Source organism: Syntrophobotulus glycolicus DSM 8271 (assembly GCF_000190635.1).
Classification (GTDB): domain Bacteria; phylum Bacillota; class Desulfitobacteriia; order Desulfitobacteriales; family Syntrophobotulaceae; genus Syntrophobotulus; species Syntrophobotulus glycolicus.
Genome location: NC_015172.1, coordinates 2,751,900 through 2,767,376, shown reverse-complemented (window position 1 = coordinate 2,767,376; position 15,477 = coordinate 2,751,900). Strand labels below are relative to the sequence as shown.

The window sequence follows — 15,477 nt, the reverse complement described above, 5'->3', positions numbered from 1 at the left end:
TTTTTTATGCCCAACAGGTCTTTGAACAGGCTTGGACAATGAAAAATTGGAGGATACATGTTTCACTTGAATCAGAAAAAAACCGGCTTTTTTAACAAGCAGATTTCTTTTTTCCCCTATCACTGGCTGATCGTACTAACAACCTTTTTCACATTAGTGCTGGCTGCGGGAATTCGTTCAACGCCCAGTGTGCTTATGGTTCCGTTTCAGGTTTACTTTGGTTGGAGCCGGGCTGAAATCAGTCTCGCTGTAGCGATTAACCTTCTGCTGTACGGTTTTTGCGGGCCTTTTGCCGCGGCATTGATGGAATTGTACGGGACAAGACGTGTCGTTGCGTTGGCGCTGCTTCTTTTATCGGCAGGAACAAGTTTGACCGCCTGGGTCAAAGCTCCCTGGCAAATGGTGTTGCTCTGGGGAATCGTCGTCGGGATAGGGACAGGGTTTTTAGCGACAGTATTGGGGACAGTGATCGCTCAGAAGTGGTTTGACAAACACCGCGGCCTGATTCTGGGAATTTTTAGTGCTGCCGGGGCGACCGGCCAACTGATCTTCCTTCCCTTATTTTCCAAGCTGCTGCAATCCTTCAGCTGGCAAGTTGTCGTTTGGTTATTATCCGGGGCGGCTTTGGCCGTTATGGTTCTGGTCATCATCGTTATGCGCAATAATCCCGGAGATATCGGGCTTTTGCCTTATGGCGCTTCCGAGACGGCGGATCTTGCAAACTCAATGACCAAAGGAAATCCTTTTCTGGTTGTATTGAAAGGCTTAAAGACAGCCGTATATTCCAAAGAGTTCTGGTTGTTGTCAGCCAGTTTTTTTGTCTGCGGTGCCACGACGAGCGGACTGATTGGAACACATTTCATTGCTGCTTGTATAGATCATGGGATAACGGAGATTTACGCAGCCGGTATGCTGTCGGTCGCGGGAGTCTTTAACATCTTCGGGGTAACGTTTGCCGGATGGCTATCCGATAGATTGGATAACCGCTGGTTATTATTCTGGTATTATATTCTCCGGGGAGTGTCTCTGGTCTTACTGCCTTTCACATTAGAAGCCAATCACCTGAGCATTGTGTTTTTTATTGTTTTTTATGGTTTGGACTGGAGTGCCACCCTGCCGTCGACAGTACGCCTCGCTGCAAATATTTTTGGCAGACAAGGCATAGTCATTTTTGGCTGGATGATGGCGATTCATCAGGTTGGTTCAGCTGCGGCAGCTTTTTATGCGGGAGCGTTGCATACGATTGCCGGAAGCTATCATTGGGCATTTATTTCGGCAGGCCTGCTTTGTCTGATGGCCTCAGGTATCGTAATTTTAATTCGCAGATAAAGTGCTTGCAGCCATCATCAAAAGGTGCAGCGGAAGAAAAGAGAACGGTGTCAAATCTTTACCGGTAAAAATAACTGGTTGGAGGGAGAAAGAATGACCTCGCGCATACGGTTGGCTTCAACAAAAGATGCGGAACAAATCCGGCAGATCTATTCCCCATACGTCGAGAACACGGTGATCTCATTTGAAACGGCGGGACCTTCTGCAGCGGAGATGGAAATGAGAATCCGTCAGGTTATGGACAAACACCTCTGGCTTGTCTATGAACAAGAAGGAGAAATCTTAGGGTATGCCTATGCCTCGTCCCACCATGAACGGTCCGCTTATTCCTGGGCAGTCGATGTCTCCATCTATGTAAAAGCAGATCGGGTGGGGAGAGGGATAGGCAAATCCTTATATTCACCATTTTTTAAACTGCTTAAATTACAAGGGTTTTGTAATGCTTATGCAATCATTGCGCTGCCCAACCAGGCCAGCACGGCGCTGCATGAGTATTTCGGGTTTAAACCAATCGGAATATCTTCTAAAGTGGGGTACAAATTTGGAAAATGGATTGATGTCCAATGGTGGGAAATGCACTTGAATACCCATGAAGCTTACCCTTTATTTCCCTGCTCCATTCATCAAATAGATGAAACAAGATTAGTAGAGGCAATGAAGCGGTAAAACAAAGTGGTAATTTGGAAAACAAGGGCTTTATTTCTCTGTGTTTAATGGATTGAGCGGTTTGCAGATGATCTCATTGACGCGAAGCCTGCTGGGGTTCTGGGAAGAAGCCGCCTGCATAATCAGAGCGGTATCCGATCCGCGTGCCGTCCCTGCTATCGCAATAACTTTCTCTCCTGGAACGGCCAGACCGGCATCCGCAGCCATAAGAACGATTTCAAAGCCCACCTTTACCCCCTGGCTGAAAGAGCGCAGCAGGTTGGCAATGATTGTCGGAGCCGTAGATCCGTACAACTCATTGGTGTGGAAAAGCATGGTGCCAAAATGCACCTGATGGCCGGCTTCTTGAAGCGTTTTAACCCGTTCCTGCGAAAAGGGATTCTGCGGTCTTTTAAAATCGTACTGGTGCGGAATGACGATGAGTTGAACATCCTGACCGCGAAAGTACTCCGCGGCTTTCAGGGCAGTCGCGCCCGTAGTTGAGGCCAGGACGATTTTTTTGATCCCGGTCTCTTTTAATGCGTCTTTGACCAGAGAAAAAGTAATCTCCGTATTATCAGCACTGATGGTTTCAAAGTACACAACCTTTTTTTCCATAAAATAACACCCCATAATCATAAATTTCTTAAAATCTCATAAAAAAAGGCTGGGCGGTCTAAATGAAAGACCCCGCAGCCTCCGGTTTCCCAGTCAACCGTTGAAGAATGATTCTTCTTCTGTTATTGTCATTATATCTACTGACCGGGTTGATTTCAACCCATTTCCATCATGACATAGGGAGAGAAGTCCCCTATACTGCCCAGGCCTGGTGTGGTATAATATTTATATTATAGTGGGTTAAGACCGCATCATCTTAATCAGGACATTCTTTTGACAGTTGACCGGATAAACAGGAGACTAGCTATTTTTGTGTTTAAAGATAGTCTGGTCTTTTTTTATGCCTGTTTATTGAGAGATAATGTTAAACAAAGCGTCATGAAAAACACGAACAAAAAGGAGGACTTGGCCGATGATTAAGGATCTTATCGCCAGAAATCGGACGTTTCGAAGATTTGATCAGGATGCAAAGATTAGCAGGGAAATCTTAGAGGAGTTGATTGAGCTGGCCCGTCTTTCTTCCTCGGGCGGCAATCTGCAACCGCTGAAATATATCCTTTCCTGTGATCAGGATAAAAATGATCTGATATTTCCCTATTTGAAATGGGCAGGGTATTTCACAGACTGGGATGGGCCGGTTGAAGGGGAAAGGCCTTCCGCATACGTGATCATGGTAGCCGATAAAGAGATCAGCAGCAACTATTTCTGGGACCACGGGATTGCCTGCCAAAGTATTCTTTTAGGAGCCTGCGAAAAAGGCCTGGGAGGCTGTATGTTCGGTTCCGTCGATAGAGTTGGCTTGAGAAACGCTCTGAAGATTCCTGACAGGTATGAAATAATTTTAGCCATAGCCTTGGGAAAACCGAAAGAAATTGTGGTCTTAGAGGAAGCAACAGATTCTAAAAACATAAAATATTGGCGGGATGAAAAAGCAGTTCATCACGTACCAAAGAGGAAACTGCAAGACATTCTATTAAATTGATAAACGATCTTTGTCCGGAAAGAAAACAAAAGAGCATGTTTGCGCTTAAAATGGCAGAAAGGAGCAATTTGAGTGATGTTCAACGATAAATTTACTTATGGACCGGTACGGAAAACGGAGAAAGATACCCTGATGTCGATCATTTCACAATCACTGCATATTCCAGAGGAACGGATTCAAATGACATTTTCAGGGATCGGTTTGGAAAACTTTCGTTGCATGAAAGACGGGAAGCGGATCGTTGCCGGCTTAGGCATCTACCCCATGGCGCAATGGTTTGGCGGCACAAAGGTGCCAATGGCCGGCATCACTCATGTAGGCGTTGCCCCGGAATACCGGGGGAAGGGCGCAGCCAAAGCCCTTCTGGTAAACTTGCTCCGCGAATTGCATGAGCGGCAATACCCGATTTCCGGATTATATCCGGCTACCTTGCGCTTGTACCGCAGTGTAGGCTACGGACGTTCAGGCTCCCGGATCTCATACGAGCTGCATACCGATGTGATTGATGTTGCCGACCGTTCTCTGGATATGGTGCCGGCTGAACAGGGGGATGAACAGGCTATTTTTGATGCTTTTGCGGCACAAGCCCGGCAGTCCGCGGGTTTATTGGAAAGGCACCCGGTGATCTGGCGAAGAAGGTTGGAACAAAAAGGTCAGCTGATTCATAAATATTTAATCAAATGCGGCAATCGAATAGAAGGATACGTCCTATTTGCCCAGAGCGGCCAGAGAATGCAGGAGCCAATGCTTATCCTGGACTATTGCGTATTGACGAGGAATGCGGGCCGCCGTTTGCTTACTTTTTTCGCGGATCACCGGACGATGATTCCCAGAGTGGAGTGGGCAGGGGGACCATTTGATCCGCTTGTGTATCTTCTCCCGGAGCAAAAGGTGAAAATTACCGGGAAATCAGACTGGATGACGCGGATCATCCATGTGAAAACAGCGTTGGAGACCCGGGGTTACGCCTCGGGACTCCAGGGGGAACTTCACTTATGCATAACGGATGAGATATTACCCTGGAATAATGGATGTTTTATCCTGCGCCTTCAAAATGGCAAATTACAGGTTGAGCCGGGCGGTGAGGGCCGCATCAACTTAGGCATCCGTGAATTGGCTGCTCTTTATACAGGTTTTCAGACACCTTATGAACTGCGCCTGACCGGATTATTTGAGGCGCCAGAAGAAGATATGGGCCTGGCGGCGATGATTTTTGCCGGGCCGCGTCCCTGGATGTCTGAAATATACTGAAGGATAGCTGCACATGATTTTACCGACCAGAGAAAATTTTAACAATCCGTTTACAGCCTTAAAAAATAGACAATTCAGGATTTATTGGACTGGCTTGTGTATCTCTCAAATGGGTACCTGGATGCAAAATATAGCGCAGCCTTGGCTGGCGTATATGTTGACAAAATCCCCTCTTTTGCTCAGTCTGGTTGGTACCCTCCAATTTGCTCCTGTATTACTGTTTTCTTTATTTGCCGGAACCTTAATTGACCGGTTTTCCAGAAAAAAAATGATCATAATGACTCAGACAGCAGCCCTCCTGATTACAAGTATTCTGGCCGTTCTTGTTTGGACAGATTTGGTACAATATTGGCATATTCTTGTTATGGCGGCAGCTTTAGGGCTGGTGAATACGCTGGACATTCCGGCCCGTCAGGCATTTCTCATTGAGCTTGTAGAGAAAAAAGATCTGATCAATGCCATTGCTCTGAATTCTTCCATATTTAATTTAGCGAGAATTATTGCGCCTGCCCTGGCGGGTATCGTTATGGGCTACGCCGGTATAGCCTTCTGTTTTTTTGCCAATTCCCTGAGTTTTGCGGCTGTCTTGGTCAGCTTGTTTTTTATTGAACCAAAGGTGATTCAGATTGACACGGAGATCAGGGGAACTGTTTTCTCGGAGATTAAGGAAGGACTTCAATATATTTTTAAGCAAAAAATACTTTCCGATACCCTGCTGGCCGCAGCGATCATTGGGACTTTCGCTTTTAATTTTAATGTGCTGCTGCCTGTTTATGCCCAACAGGTCTTGCATCAGCAAGAAACCGGATTTGGTATCTTGATGTCTTTTATCGGGGTAGGCTCATTTATCGGAGCGATCTTTGTGGCGACAATCAGCGGGAGTGAGCCGAATAAGGTTTTGCTTCGAGCTGTGCCCTTGATGATTTCTCTGTTACTGATCATGATAGACCTTCAAAACAGCAAGATATTCACAATACTTTGCTTTGGGGCCATAGGTTTTTTCTTTGTCACCTTCACCTCCTTAGCAAATTCGGTTATTCAGATTAATACCGCCCATAAATACCGCGGCAGGGCAATGAGCGTATATTCATTAGTCAATGGCGGGTCATTGGCTATCGGGAATATTTTCGCGGGGATTGTGACCCAATATTATGGCCCTAAAAACGGCTTTGCGGCATGTGGCGTGATGATTCTTATTTTATATAGTGTCCGCGTGTTTACTTCTAAAAGAAAAATGATAAAATCTAAATTAACGGAAACAAAAAATAAAGAATGATCGCGGAAATAAGCAGAGAGAGTTTTTAAATGGTATTGACAAACAACCTGTCCTCAAAGTAAAATATGTAATATAAATTACATAAAATCTATATATATAGTGTGGATTAGCTAACTTGAAAACTTGAGGCTGATTTCTGGTTCTTTATGAGCGGAAATCGGTCTTTTTGTTTTGATATAATTCTACTATGGAGGATTGATAAAATGACGAGAATTGCCAACAACTTGACTGATCTGATTGGAAAAACACCTCTGCTGAGACTGAATTCCGTAGCTGAAGGATTGGAGGCAGAGGTAGTGGTCAAGCTCGAATCTTTTAACCCTGGAGGAAGTGTCAAGGACCGCATCAGTTTTAGTATGATTAAAGATGCCGAGGAGAGAGGCCTGATTAAATCGGACACAGTGATTATTGAGCCGACAAGCGGCAATACCGGTATTGCTCTGGCTTTTGTTTCGGCAGCAAAAAAATACCGTTTAATTTTGACGATGCCTGAAACCATGAGTATTGAACGGCGCAACCTGTTGAAGGCCTATGGCGCTGAGCTTGTGCTGACTCCGGGGAGCGAAGGGATGAAGGGCGCTATTCGCAAGGCTGAGGAGCTTGCCGCTCAGATCCCCAACTCATTTATTCCCCAGCAATTTAAAAATCCCGCAAACCCGGAGATCCACAGGGCGACGACCGGTGAAGAAATCTGGGAAGATACCGGCGGCAAGGTGGATATTTTGGTTGGCGGTGTAGGTACAGGGGGAACAATTACCGGGGCGGGTGAAGTAATCAAAAAACGCAAACAGGATGTTAAAGTGGTTGCGGTTGAACCTTTCGATTCGCCCGTACTTTCCGGCGGCCAGCCCGGCCCCCATAAAATTCAGGGGATTGGAGCCGGGTTCGTTCCCGATGTCCTGAATACAGAAGTAGTTGACGAGATTTTCAAGGTCAAAAACGAAGAAGCTTTTGAAACTGCCAGGCGTTTAGCCCGGGAAGAGGGAGTATTAGTGGGCATTTCTTCTGGCGCCGCTGCTTTTGCCGCTCTGCAGATTGCGAAACGTCCGGAGAACAAAGGCAAATTAATCGTGGCCGTCCTGCCTGATACCGGTGAAAGGTATTTAAGCACACCTCTGTTTCAAGAGGACTAGACAATAATTTTGTAAATGATGAATAAGACTTGACAATTTGGGAAAATTTTAATAATATAATATACATAATGCCTATAAAATACATAGGTATTATGTATATTTGGAAAGGGGATTTTAACAATGGGAAAAATCTATGAAAACATCACTGATTTGATTGGCGGGACTCCCTTAGTGAAATTGAAAAAGCTGACTAAGGGATTAAAGGCTGATGTTCTGGTAAAACTAGAGTCTTTTAATCCGGGCGGAAGTGTAAAAGATAGAATAGCGCTTAACATGATCAAAGATGCTGAAGAAAAAGGCTTAATTAATCAAGATACGACAATTATTGAACCCACAAGTGGGAACACAGGTATTGGTCTGGCTTTTGTTTCGGCAGCCAGAGGATATAAATTGATTCTGACCATGCCCGATACCATGAGTATTGAACGGCGCAACCTGTTAAAAGCCTATGGGGCGGAATTGGTGCTGACCCCAGGGGCGGAAGGAATGAAAGGCGCAATCAAGAAAGCTTTGGAGCTGGCGGAACAAACCCCAAATTCTTTTATTCCCCAGCAATTTGAGAACCCGGCAAACCCTGCTATTCATCGCCAGACAACTGCCGAAGAAATTTGGGCCGATACGGACGGCAAAGTGGATATCGTGGTCGGCGGGGTTGGGACAGGCGGCACAATAACCGGCCTGGGAGAAGTGTTCAAGCAGCGTAATCCCAATGTCAAAGCCATCGCGGTTGAGCCCGCTGATTCCCCGGTTCTCTCAGGCGGGAATCCAGGTCCGCATAAAATTCAGGGCATTGGAGCGGGATTTGTGCCCCAAGTATTTAACGGCAAAATCGTTGATGAGATTATTAAAGTCACCAACGATCAGGCCCTTGAAACAGGGAGAAAGATTGCCAAAGAAGAAGGCATCTTGGTCGGAATATCCTCGGGTGCGGCGGCTTTTGCGGCTTTAGAGCTGGCGAAACGCCCTGAAAATGAAGGAAAGCTAATTGTGGTTGTCCTGCCTGATACCGGTGAAAGATATTTAAGCACAGCATTATTTCAAGAGCTTTAAGATCACTGCGTTCCGAATAAACATTAATAAACGGCATAAGCACAGTTGGAGGAGAGTATGAGCGTAACAGGGACATGGAAACTGAAGACAGGTTTGGCTGAGATGCTTAAGGGTGGTGTGATCATGGATGTCACAACACCTGAACAGGCAAAAATCGCCGAAGAAGCAGGTGCTTGTGCAGTAATGGCTCTGGAACGGGTCCCGGCGGACATCCGTGCTGCCGGCGGGGTTGCCCGGATGGCTGATCCGACAATTATTCAAAAAATCATGGAAGTGGTTACCATCCCGGTTATGGCTAAAGCCAGAATAGGGCATTTTGTCGAAGCACAGATTCTGGAATCGCTTGGGGTAGACTATATTGATGAGAGCGAAGTCTTGACACCGGCCGATGATCTGTTTCATATCAATAAATTTAACTATGAAGTGCCTTTTGTCTGCGGAGCCCGAAATCTGGGTGAGGCATTGCGCCGAATCGGTGAAGGGGCGGCGATGATCAGGACAAAGGGAGAACCGGGAACAGGCAATGTCGTGGAAGCGGTCAGACATATGCGTACCGTTTCGGGTGAAATCAGAAAGCTGGCCGCCTTGCCCAAGGAAGAACTGATGACAGCGGCCAAGGAAATGGGGGCGCCTTACGATCTTGTTGTCGATGTCGCTGAAAACGGCCGGTTACCTGTGGTCAACTTCGCTGCGGGCGGGATTGCCACTCCGGCAGATGCGGCATTGATGATGCAGCTCGGGGTAGATGGAGTATTTGTGGGGTCAGGCATCTTCAAATCAGCTGATCCTCAGGCCAGAGCCAAAGCTATCGTCCTGGCAACAACCAATTACAATGATCCCAAATTGCTGGCCGAAGTTTCCCGAGACCTGGGAGAAGCAATGCCCGGCTTGGAGATATCCGCTATTGCTCAGAATGAACGGATGCAGGAGAGAGGCTGGTAAGGTTAAATTGCTCTGACACCTTATCTTTTCCGATGTAATGATCTGTTTGAAAAATGTGATATAGTGACTCATCGAAAGACCATGTTCTACTTTTTGAACATGGTCTTTATTATAGAAAACGGTTTTTCTCCTCGTAGGAAATCATATTTACGGCTATCTTCCCTGATATAATATTCGATAACATAGGTAAAAAATCAACGTCAGAAATCAAGATGAGCTAACGTCTAAATATCATAGAACAAATCCATAAATGGGAAGGAGGCTGTTGATCATTTTGGAGATGGATGCAGCCTTTACTGAAATATACGAGGAACTTCTCCCCGTGATCTACCGGTTTGTGGCGGTACGGGTGCCCAGTTGTGAGGTAGAGGACCAGACGGCGGAAATCATTGTCAAGGTGTGGCGGGCCTGGCCCAAATTTAAAGGGCAAAGCTCTCTTAAAACCTGGGCATTAAGCATTGCCTATCATCAAATCGCAGATTACTACCGTCACCTTAAACGGATGCCATCCGTAATCCCTTTGGAGGGTTCCAATGCATCGGATGACGGACATAGTGATCATTGGCTCAATATGTTAAGCATCAGTCAAGTTTTGGCCGGAATGACACCGCAGCAGGCAGCAGTGATCCAACTTCGCCTTGCCGAAGGCTTTAGTGCGGTGGAAGCAGGAAGAATTCTGGGAATTTCCTCAACCGCAGTGGACAGCATTCTTTACAGGGCTAAGAAAAGCTTTCGCAAGCTTTATCTGGGAGCGACCGGGGGTGGTAAAAATGCCTAAAAAGAACCCGTTCTTGTATTGGGAAGAAGATGGGGATAAAGAAAATATAGAGAAGTTTTTTTTGCAAAGCCAGGTTGATGACGAGGCAAAAGAACGGATTAAACAACTGGCAATGCGTAAAATGGACCGGGAAGAGGAAAAAGACATGCTGGGTATCGGTAGCAAGAAGGAAGCAGAGAAAAGAACCGATTCTTCTGAAAAAAGGTTAATCCGTTTCGGCAATGTTAAAAAGGTCGGCTTGAAAATAGCCCTTCCTGCAATGGGCTTGCTGTTATTGGCCATTGTAGGATATGGTAGCAATGAATTGTTCTTCCCCAAGGCTTCTCAGGTGACTGCCGGGGAAGCCAGGAACGTTGCTTCCCTGGATCAGGCTGCAGGAGATTTGGGTCTAGATGTAAAGCAAAACGATCAAAAAAGCATCCCGGCAGCGAATTCTGATCCTGCGGAAACGGCAGGTTCCTCGCGGAAAATCATTCAAAATATGCAGGTCAGTCTTCAGGTTGAAAATATCATGGATACGATAGAACAGATCAGCAGCGAAGCTCAAAAGAGCGGAGGATATGTAGTGGAATCATATCACCGGGGAAGTGATCATGATTCCGGCGGGCATATCACGGTAAAAATTCCTGCGGAAAAATTGTCTTTATTCCAAAGCGGGATAGCCAATTGGGGGAAAATCCTTTCCAAACAAATTTCCGGTAATGATATCACCAATGAATATCATGATACCGAGATGAGATTAAAGCACTGGCAGGAAGAAGAAAAACGGTATTTGGACATTCTCAAACAGGCGAAATCTGTTGAGGATATTTTAAAGGTAGAAGGGGCGCTGGCAAATGTCAGACAGCAGATCGAGCAGCTGGAAGGACAAATCAAGTTTTGGGATAATCAGGTGAATTATGCCGAAGTATCCTTTGAACTTCAGAAAAACGATCTTAATCCGGAAATTCAAGATCCCTGGCAGCCGGTTAAATGGCAGGCAACGCTAAAAGCTTTTCGAAACGCATTGATTAAAACGATCAGCTTTGCCTGGAACACTCTGAATTACGTATTCGTAGGGGTCGGATATTTGCTGCCTTTGGTCTTGACAGGAGCAGCCGGCTGGGGAGGATACCTTTTGTGGCGCAGACGAAAATAGAATAACAGACGACAAGAAAGAGCTATCGGAGAATATCCCATAGCTCGATTCCGTTTAAGCCCTCACGAAATCATGTGATTTTCTGTTGCTAGAAGGGAAAAGATTGTCTGTTTCCTCTGTGAAAGGGATTTGTATTGACAGAATAAGGTTGGTAATCAATTGATTGAGCATTGTCTGGCAAATTAACAGGGTCGTTCTCTAAGCCGACAGAAGGATCATTGGAGGAATGGATAGGAGGGCTGTCAGGTAAAGGAACGGAAGGATGATTCGTTGACTGAAGATAAGGATTGCCGGACGAGTTGACAAAAGAACTTCTGGTTTGGGTAAGAAAAGGATTGTGAGAAGATTTAGAAAAGGGACTATTCCCTGTGTTGGCAAAAGGATTTGAGGGCGGTGTCACCGCTGGTTTTGTGGTTGTATTCAGGGCTGGATTGGTAGATTGATGACTTGGAAGAGGCGGCTTTAAATTGTTGGAAGAAGGGACTTTCTTTTTTCGCAAAACCGATGGCAAACTGGGAATTTTGAAAAAACTTTTTTTGAGAGGGGCGGGAATTACGGGAACGGATGGGTCAGGTGTTGCTACAGACTCTGTAAGGCCCGTCGTTGATATCGGACCGATGATTTTATTGAGCAGGGGATAACCTGCTTTTTGCATCAGGATATGCCCGGTTTTACGGGCGATAGGAAGCCCTATTTTACGGGCGATGGGAGGCCCTACTTTTTTTGCTACCGGCAGGCCGATTTTTTTTGCGACAACCGGACCATACTTCTCTGTAAGGCGGGGAAATATTTCTTGGCTAATGATCGGGCCGATATTTTTCAGCAATACTGAGGCTTCTTGAATTAAACGAGGATTCATGATGGGCACCTCCTTAAGGGGATAATAAATAGAAACATACACCACATAAAATAATATGGCATATGTTTCCAAAATGTGCATATCTGACCAATATTTACTCTTAAAAAGCTTGAAGATATAATTCTTTCAGTTCGGAAATCAGGGGCAAGCGTGGGTTGGCGGTTGTTGTCTGATCCTGAAAGGCTTCCTCGGCCAGACGGTCGACTTTTTTCTCGAATGCTTCCTTGGTTACTCCGGCAGCAGATATCGAAGGAGGCATCTTAAGTTCGGACTGCAATTTTATAATAGCCTGAACAAGCTTTTCTACTCCTTCCGAAGGGGTTCTGAAACGAAGGCCGATAGCTTCCGCCAATTCGGCATATTTTTGGGGGGCCGCATAATAGCCGTACTTAGGAAAGATCGCAAACTTACTGGGGATCTGACTGTTGTAGCGGATCACATGGGGGAGCATGATCGCATTGGCCCGCCCGTGAGGAATATTGAATTCGCCCCCCAGTTTATGGGCCAAGGCGTGATTTATCCCCAAAAAGGCATTGGTGAAGGCCATTCCGGCGATACAGGAGGCATTATGGAGCTTTTCTCTGGCCTCCCGGTCCGAACCGTTCTGATAGGCCCGGGGCAGATATTTAAAAACAAGCTGAGCGGCTTTCACGGCCAAAGCATCTGTATAATCGGACGCCATGATGGAAACATAGGATTCAATAGCATGGGTTAACACGTCCAGACCGGTGTCGGCAGTAACGCTTGCCGGTATGCTGAGCGTAAATTCCGGATCAATGATCGCGACGTCAGGCGTCAGTTCATAATCAGCGATTGGGTATTTGATCTCTTTGGCCTTGTCCGTGATCACAGCAAAAGAAGTAACCTCCGAACCTGTACCCGAAGTAGTGGGAATAGCTACAAATTTTGCTTTCTGCTCGGACCGGGGGATCTTATAAATGCGTTTGCGGATATCCATAAATTTGTAGGTCAATGCTTCAAAGTCAACCTCCGGATTCTCGTAAAACATCCACATCGCTTTGGCAGCGTCAATGGGAGACCCGCCGCCTAAAGCAATAATCACATCAGGGCGGAAAGAGCGCATTACGGACAGGCCTCTTTGGACTGTTTCGATAGAAGGGTCAGGCTCCACATCCGCAAATACTTCACTGTGAACATAATCCTGGCGTTTTCTTAAATAATAAAGGACTTTATCAACAAATCCGTTTTGGAGCATAACCTTATCCGTAATAATCATGGCTCTGGTGATATCGGGCATTTTTTCCAAGTACCTGGTTGAACCATATTCAAAATAGATCCGGTCCGGGATTTTAAACCACTGCATATTTACAGTCCTTTTCGCTACCCTTTTTTTATTGATCAGATTAACAGCCGTAATATTCGAGGTGGTGGTATTATGGCCGAATGAGCCGCAGCCGAGGGTAAGTGACGGCAGGTAAGTATTGTAGACATCCCCGATTGCTCCCTGGGAAGATGGTTGATTGATAATCAGCCGTCCCGTTTTCATGACGGAGGAAAATTCCCTGATGATATCATCATTATGGGAATGGATCACTGCGGAATGGCCTAATCCCCCGAAACGCACGATTTTATCGCAGATTTCAATGCCATGGCGGGAATCCCTGGCTTTATAAAAGGACAGGATCGGACTCAGCTTCTCCGCTGAGAGAGGATATTCCCGGCCCACTCCGGGCAGCTCTGCAATCAGAATCTTGGTATCGGAGGGGGTGTCAATACCGGCGATTTTAGCGATGGTATAGGCGCTTTGGCCGACAATGTTCGGGTTGATGCCTCCGGTTTGAGGATTAATCACTGCCTTTTCCAGCTTTTGAATTTCTTCTTTGCTTAAGAAACGGCACTTCAGCTCTTTCATATAAGAGACGACTTCGGAGAAAACCGCTTCATCAACTACAATAGATTGTTCGGAAGCGCAAATCATCCCATTGTCAAAAGTCTTGGAAATAATAATATCGGTAACAGAGGTTTTGATGTCCGCTGATTTTTCAATATAGCAGGGGACATTTCCCGGCCCGACCCCAAGTGCGGGCTTTCCTGCGGAATAAGCCGACCTGACCATACCTGAGCCGCCGGTAGCCAGGATCAGGGAAATCCTTTTATGATTCATCAGCTCGTTTGTTTTTTCTATCGAAGGGCTCTCCACCCATTGAATACAGTTTTCCGGCGCCCCGGCCTTGACGGCCGCGTCTCTGACGATACGCGCCGCTTCGGAGCTGCACTTTTGGGAATTGGGATGAAAGGCGAAAATAATTGGGTTACGGGTTTTCATAGCGATAATCGATTTGAATAGGGTGGTCGAAGTGGGATTGGTCACAGGAGTGATCCCGGCGATAACCCCCACCGGTTCGGCGATTTCGGCAATATTTTCATAATCGTTTTCATCGATGATCCCGACCGTCTTGATGTACTTAATACTATGATAGATATATTCCGTTGCAAAGATGTTTTTGGTGACCTTGTCCTCTATGATTCCGCGCCCGGTTTCTTCCACCGCGAGTTTAGCCAGGTAGAGCTGTTTTTCAAGTCCGGCTAAAGCCATTTCCTTTACAATATGGTCAATTTGCTCCTGATCCATGGTCATAAAGGAATTCAAAGCAAGATAGGCCTGATCAACTAATTTATCTATTTCGGAGTTTTGTGTTTTTTCCATTTTCAACCCTCCTGATTTTTCTTCGTCTTCTTATTTTTTGGTTAATCTATTTTTTTATTCGTGATCAAAATAGATTTTTCTAATAGTAAGTAAATTTAACAACCCAGGCCAAAATCCTTTTTTTAAAAAACAAAAAAATGAAATTTTTAGAAAATTTCCGGAGAAAATAAAAAACAAAGAAAAATAAAGAATGAGATCATTTAAAGTATTCTGTGCGGGGAAAATAATTTAAAATAAATCTAAATAGCCATTTGCAACTAGATGTAGTGGTGGTATTATATTTATATAACAACATATAGAAAGGAGAGCAAAGATGCGTTGCCCTTTTTGTCAAAGCGATGAGACCAAAGTCCTGGACTCCAGACAAATTGAAGCTGGAACGGCAATCAGGCGCCGCAGGGAATGTGAGGTTTGTTCCCGGCGTTTTACTACGTACGAAAAATATGAGGATGTTCAGCTCATCGTGGTCAAAAAGGGCGGGACAAGAGAATCATTTTCCCGGCAGAAGATCATGAACGGATTGCTCAAAGCCTGTGAAAAAAGGCCGGTGTCCACCGAACAATTGGAGAATGTGGTCTCAGATATTGAGAGAGAACTGCGAGATATGAACGAACGGGAAGTGGACAGCAATATAATCGGGGAAGCGATTATGAACCGTCTTTTTGAAATAGATGAGATTGCCTACATCAGATTTGCCTCTGTTTACAGGCAGTTCAGAGACATTGAGAGATTCATGGAAGAGCTTGACCAATTAGTAAAAAATAAAAGCTCTAAATAATATAATACATAAGCAAGGGGGAAACACGAA

At 45.6% G+C, this 15,477-nt stretch carries 14 protein-coding genes; 11 read left to right on the top strand and 3 right to left on the bottom strand.

From position 1 onward, the window contains the following. Positions 1-57 precede the first annotated feature (57 nt). Positions 58-1,329, top strand: a complete 1,272-nt coding sequence (locus SGLY_RS13755; protein ID WP_013625833.1) for an MFS transporter — start codon at positions 58-60, stop codon at positions 1,327-1,329. 93 nt (positions 1,330-1,422) lie between these two features. Continuing rightward, positions 1,423-1,995, top strand: a complete 573-nt coding sequence (locus SGLY_RS13750) for a GNAT family N-acetyltransferase (protein ID WP_013625832.1) — start codon at positions 1,423-1,425, stop codon at positions 1,993-1,995. A 30-nt stretch (positions 1,996-2,025) separates the two neighbouring features. Here the strand turns inward: SGLY_RS13750 and SGLY_RS13745 are convergent, their stop codons facing one another. Continuing rightward, the gene (locus tag SGLY_RS13745; protein WP_013625831.1) at positions 2,026-2,592 is read right to left on the bottom strand and encodes a pyruvate kinase alpha/beta domain-containing protein; all 567 of its coding nucleotides are present in this window, start codon (positions 2,590-2,592) and stop codon (positions 2,026-2,028) included. A 412-nt stretch (positions 2,593-3,004) separates the two neighbouring features. On the opposite strand from SGLY_RS13745, the gene SGLY_RS13740 reads away from it, so the two are divergent. From SGLY_RS13740 to SGLY_RS17220, 8 genes are all read left to right on the top strand, one after another. Further along, on the top strand, positions 3,005-3,574 hold the full coding sequence (locus tag SGLY_RS13740) for a nitroreductase family protein (protein WP_013625830.1): 570 nt from the start codon (positions 3,005-3,007) through the stop codon (positions 3,572-3,574). 75 nt (positions 3,575-3,649) lie between these two features. Next, on the top strand, positions 3,650-4,825 hold the full coding sequence (locus SGLY_RS13735; RefSeq protein WP_013625829.1) for a GNAT family N-acetyltransferase: 1,176 nt from the start codon (positions 3,650-3,652) through the stop codon (positions 4,823-4,825). Positions 4,826-4,838: 13 nt separating this feature from the next. Further along, entirely contained in the window at positions 4,839-6,101 is a 1,263-nt protein-coding gene (locus tag SGLY_RS13730; RefSeq protein ID WP_013625828.1) for an MFS transporter, read from the top strand. 203 nt (positions 6,102-6,304) lie between these two features. Beyond that, entirely contained in the window at positions 6,305-7,234 is a 930-nt protein-coding gene (gene cysK, locus SGLY_RS13725; RefSeq protein WP_013625827.1) for a cysteine synthase A, read from the top strand. Positions 7,235-7,354: 120 nt separating this feature from the next. Beyond that, positions 7,355-8,284 carry a cysteine synthase A gene (cysK, locus tag SGLY_RS13720; protein WP_013625826.1) on the top strand — a complete coding sequence of 310 codons (930 nt, stop codon included), beginning with the start codon at positions 7,355-7,357 and terminating at the stop codon, positions 8,282-8,284. A 57-nt stretch (positions 8,285-8,341) separates the two neighbouring features. Next, positions 8,342-9,226, top strand: a complete 885-nt coding sequence (pdxS, locus tag SGLY_RS13715; RefSeq protein ID WP_013625825.1) for a pyridoxal 5'-phosphate synthase lyase subunit PdxS — start codon at positions 8,342-8,344, stop codon at positions 9,224-9,226. 274 nt (positions 9,227-9,500) lie between these two features. Then, on the top strand, positions 9,501-10,004 hold the full coding sequence (locus tag SGLY_RS13710; protein ID WP_013625824.1) for an RNA polymerase sigma factor: 504 nt from the start codon (positions 9,501-9,503) through the stop codon (positions 10,002-10,004). After that, a complete protein-coding gene (locus SGLY_RS17220) occupies positions 9,997-11,142 on the top strand; it encodes a DUF4349 domain-containing protein (protein ID WP_013625823.1) in 1,146 nt (381 codons plus the stop codon). The genes SGLY_RS13710 and SGLY_RS17220 overlap by 8 nt, the downstream gene beginning before the upstream one ends. An 88-nt stretch (positions 11,143-11,230) precedes the next feature. Here SGLY_RS17220 and SGLY_RS17215 read toward each other — a convergent pair whose 3' ends face one another. Beyond that, the gene (locus SGLY_RS17215) at positions 11,231-12,073 is read right to left on the bottom strand and encodes a hypothetical protein (protein WP_169312028.1); all 843 of its coding nucleotides are present in this window, start codon (positions 12,071-12,073) and stop codon (positions 11,231-11,233) included. 28 nt (positions 12,074-12,101) lie between these two features. Next, on the bottom strand, positions 12,102-14,669 hold the full coding sequence (adhE, locus tag SGLY_RS13695; protein WP_013625821.1) for a bifunctional acetaldehyde-CoA/alcohol dehydrogenase: 2,568 nt from the start codon (positions 14,667-14,669) through the stop codon (positions 12,102-12,104). Between the two features lie 313 nt (positions 14,670-14,982). On the opposite strand from adhE, the gene nrdR reads away from it, so the two are divergent. Next, a complete protein-coding gene (nrdR, locus tag SGLY_RS13690; protein WP_013625820.1) occupies positions 14,983-15,447 on the top strand; it encodes a transcriptional regulator NrdR in 465 nt (154 codons plus the stop codon). Positions 15,448-15,477 lie beyond the last annotated feature (30 nt).

Coding starts and splice junctions, on each gene's coding strand:
- SGLY_RS13740 (WP_013625830.1), top strand. CDS start 3,005: ATGATTAAGGATCTTATCGCCAGAAATCGGACGTTTCGAAGATTTGAT.
- nrdR (WP_013625820.1), top strand. CDS start 14,983: ATGCGTTGCCCTTTTTGTCAAAGCGATGAGACCAAAGTCCTGGACTCC.
- pdxS (WP_013625825.1), top strand. CDS start 8,342: ATGAGCGTAACAGGGACATGGAAACTGAAGACAGGTTTGGCTGAGATG.
- cysK (WP_013625826.1), top strand. CDS start 7,355: ATGGGAAAAATCTATGAAAACATCACTGATTTGATTGGCGGGACTCCC.
- SGLY_RS13730 (WP_013625828.1), top strand. CDS start 4,839: ATGATTTTACCGACCAGAGAAAATTTTAACAATCCGTTTACAGCCTTA.
- SGLY_RS17220 (WP_013625823.1), top strand. CDS start 9,997: ATGCCTAAAAAGAACCCGTTCTTGTATTGGGAAGAAGATGGGGATAAA.
- SGLY_RS13745 (WP_013625831.1), bottom strand. CDS start 2,592: ATGGAAAAAAAGGTTGTGTACTTTGAAACCATCAGTGCTGATAATACG.
- SGLY_RS13755 (WP_013625833.1), top strand. CDS start 58: ATGTTTCACTTGAATCAGAAAAAAACCGGCTTTTTTAACAAGCAGATT.
- adhE (WP_013625821.1), bottom strand. CDS start 14,669: ATGGAAAAAACACAAAACTCCGAAATAGATAAATTAGTTGATCAGGCC.
- cysK (WP_013625827.1), top strand. CDS start 6,305: ATGACGAGAATTGCCAACAACTTGACTGATCTGATTGGAAAAACACCT.
- SGLY_RS13750 (WP_013625832.1), top strand. CDS start 1,423: ATGACCTCGCGCATACGGTTGGCTTCAACAAAAGATGCGGAACAAATC.
- SGLY_RS13735 (WP_013625829.1), top strand. CDS start 3,650: ATGTTCAACGATAAATTTACTTATGGACCGGTACGGAAAACGGAGAAA.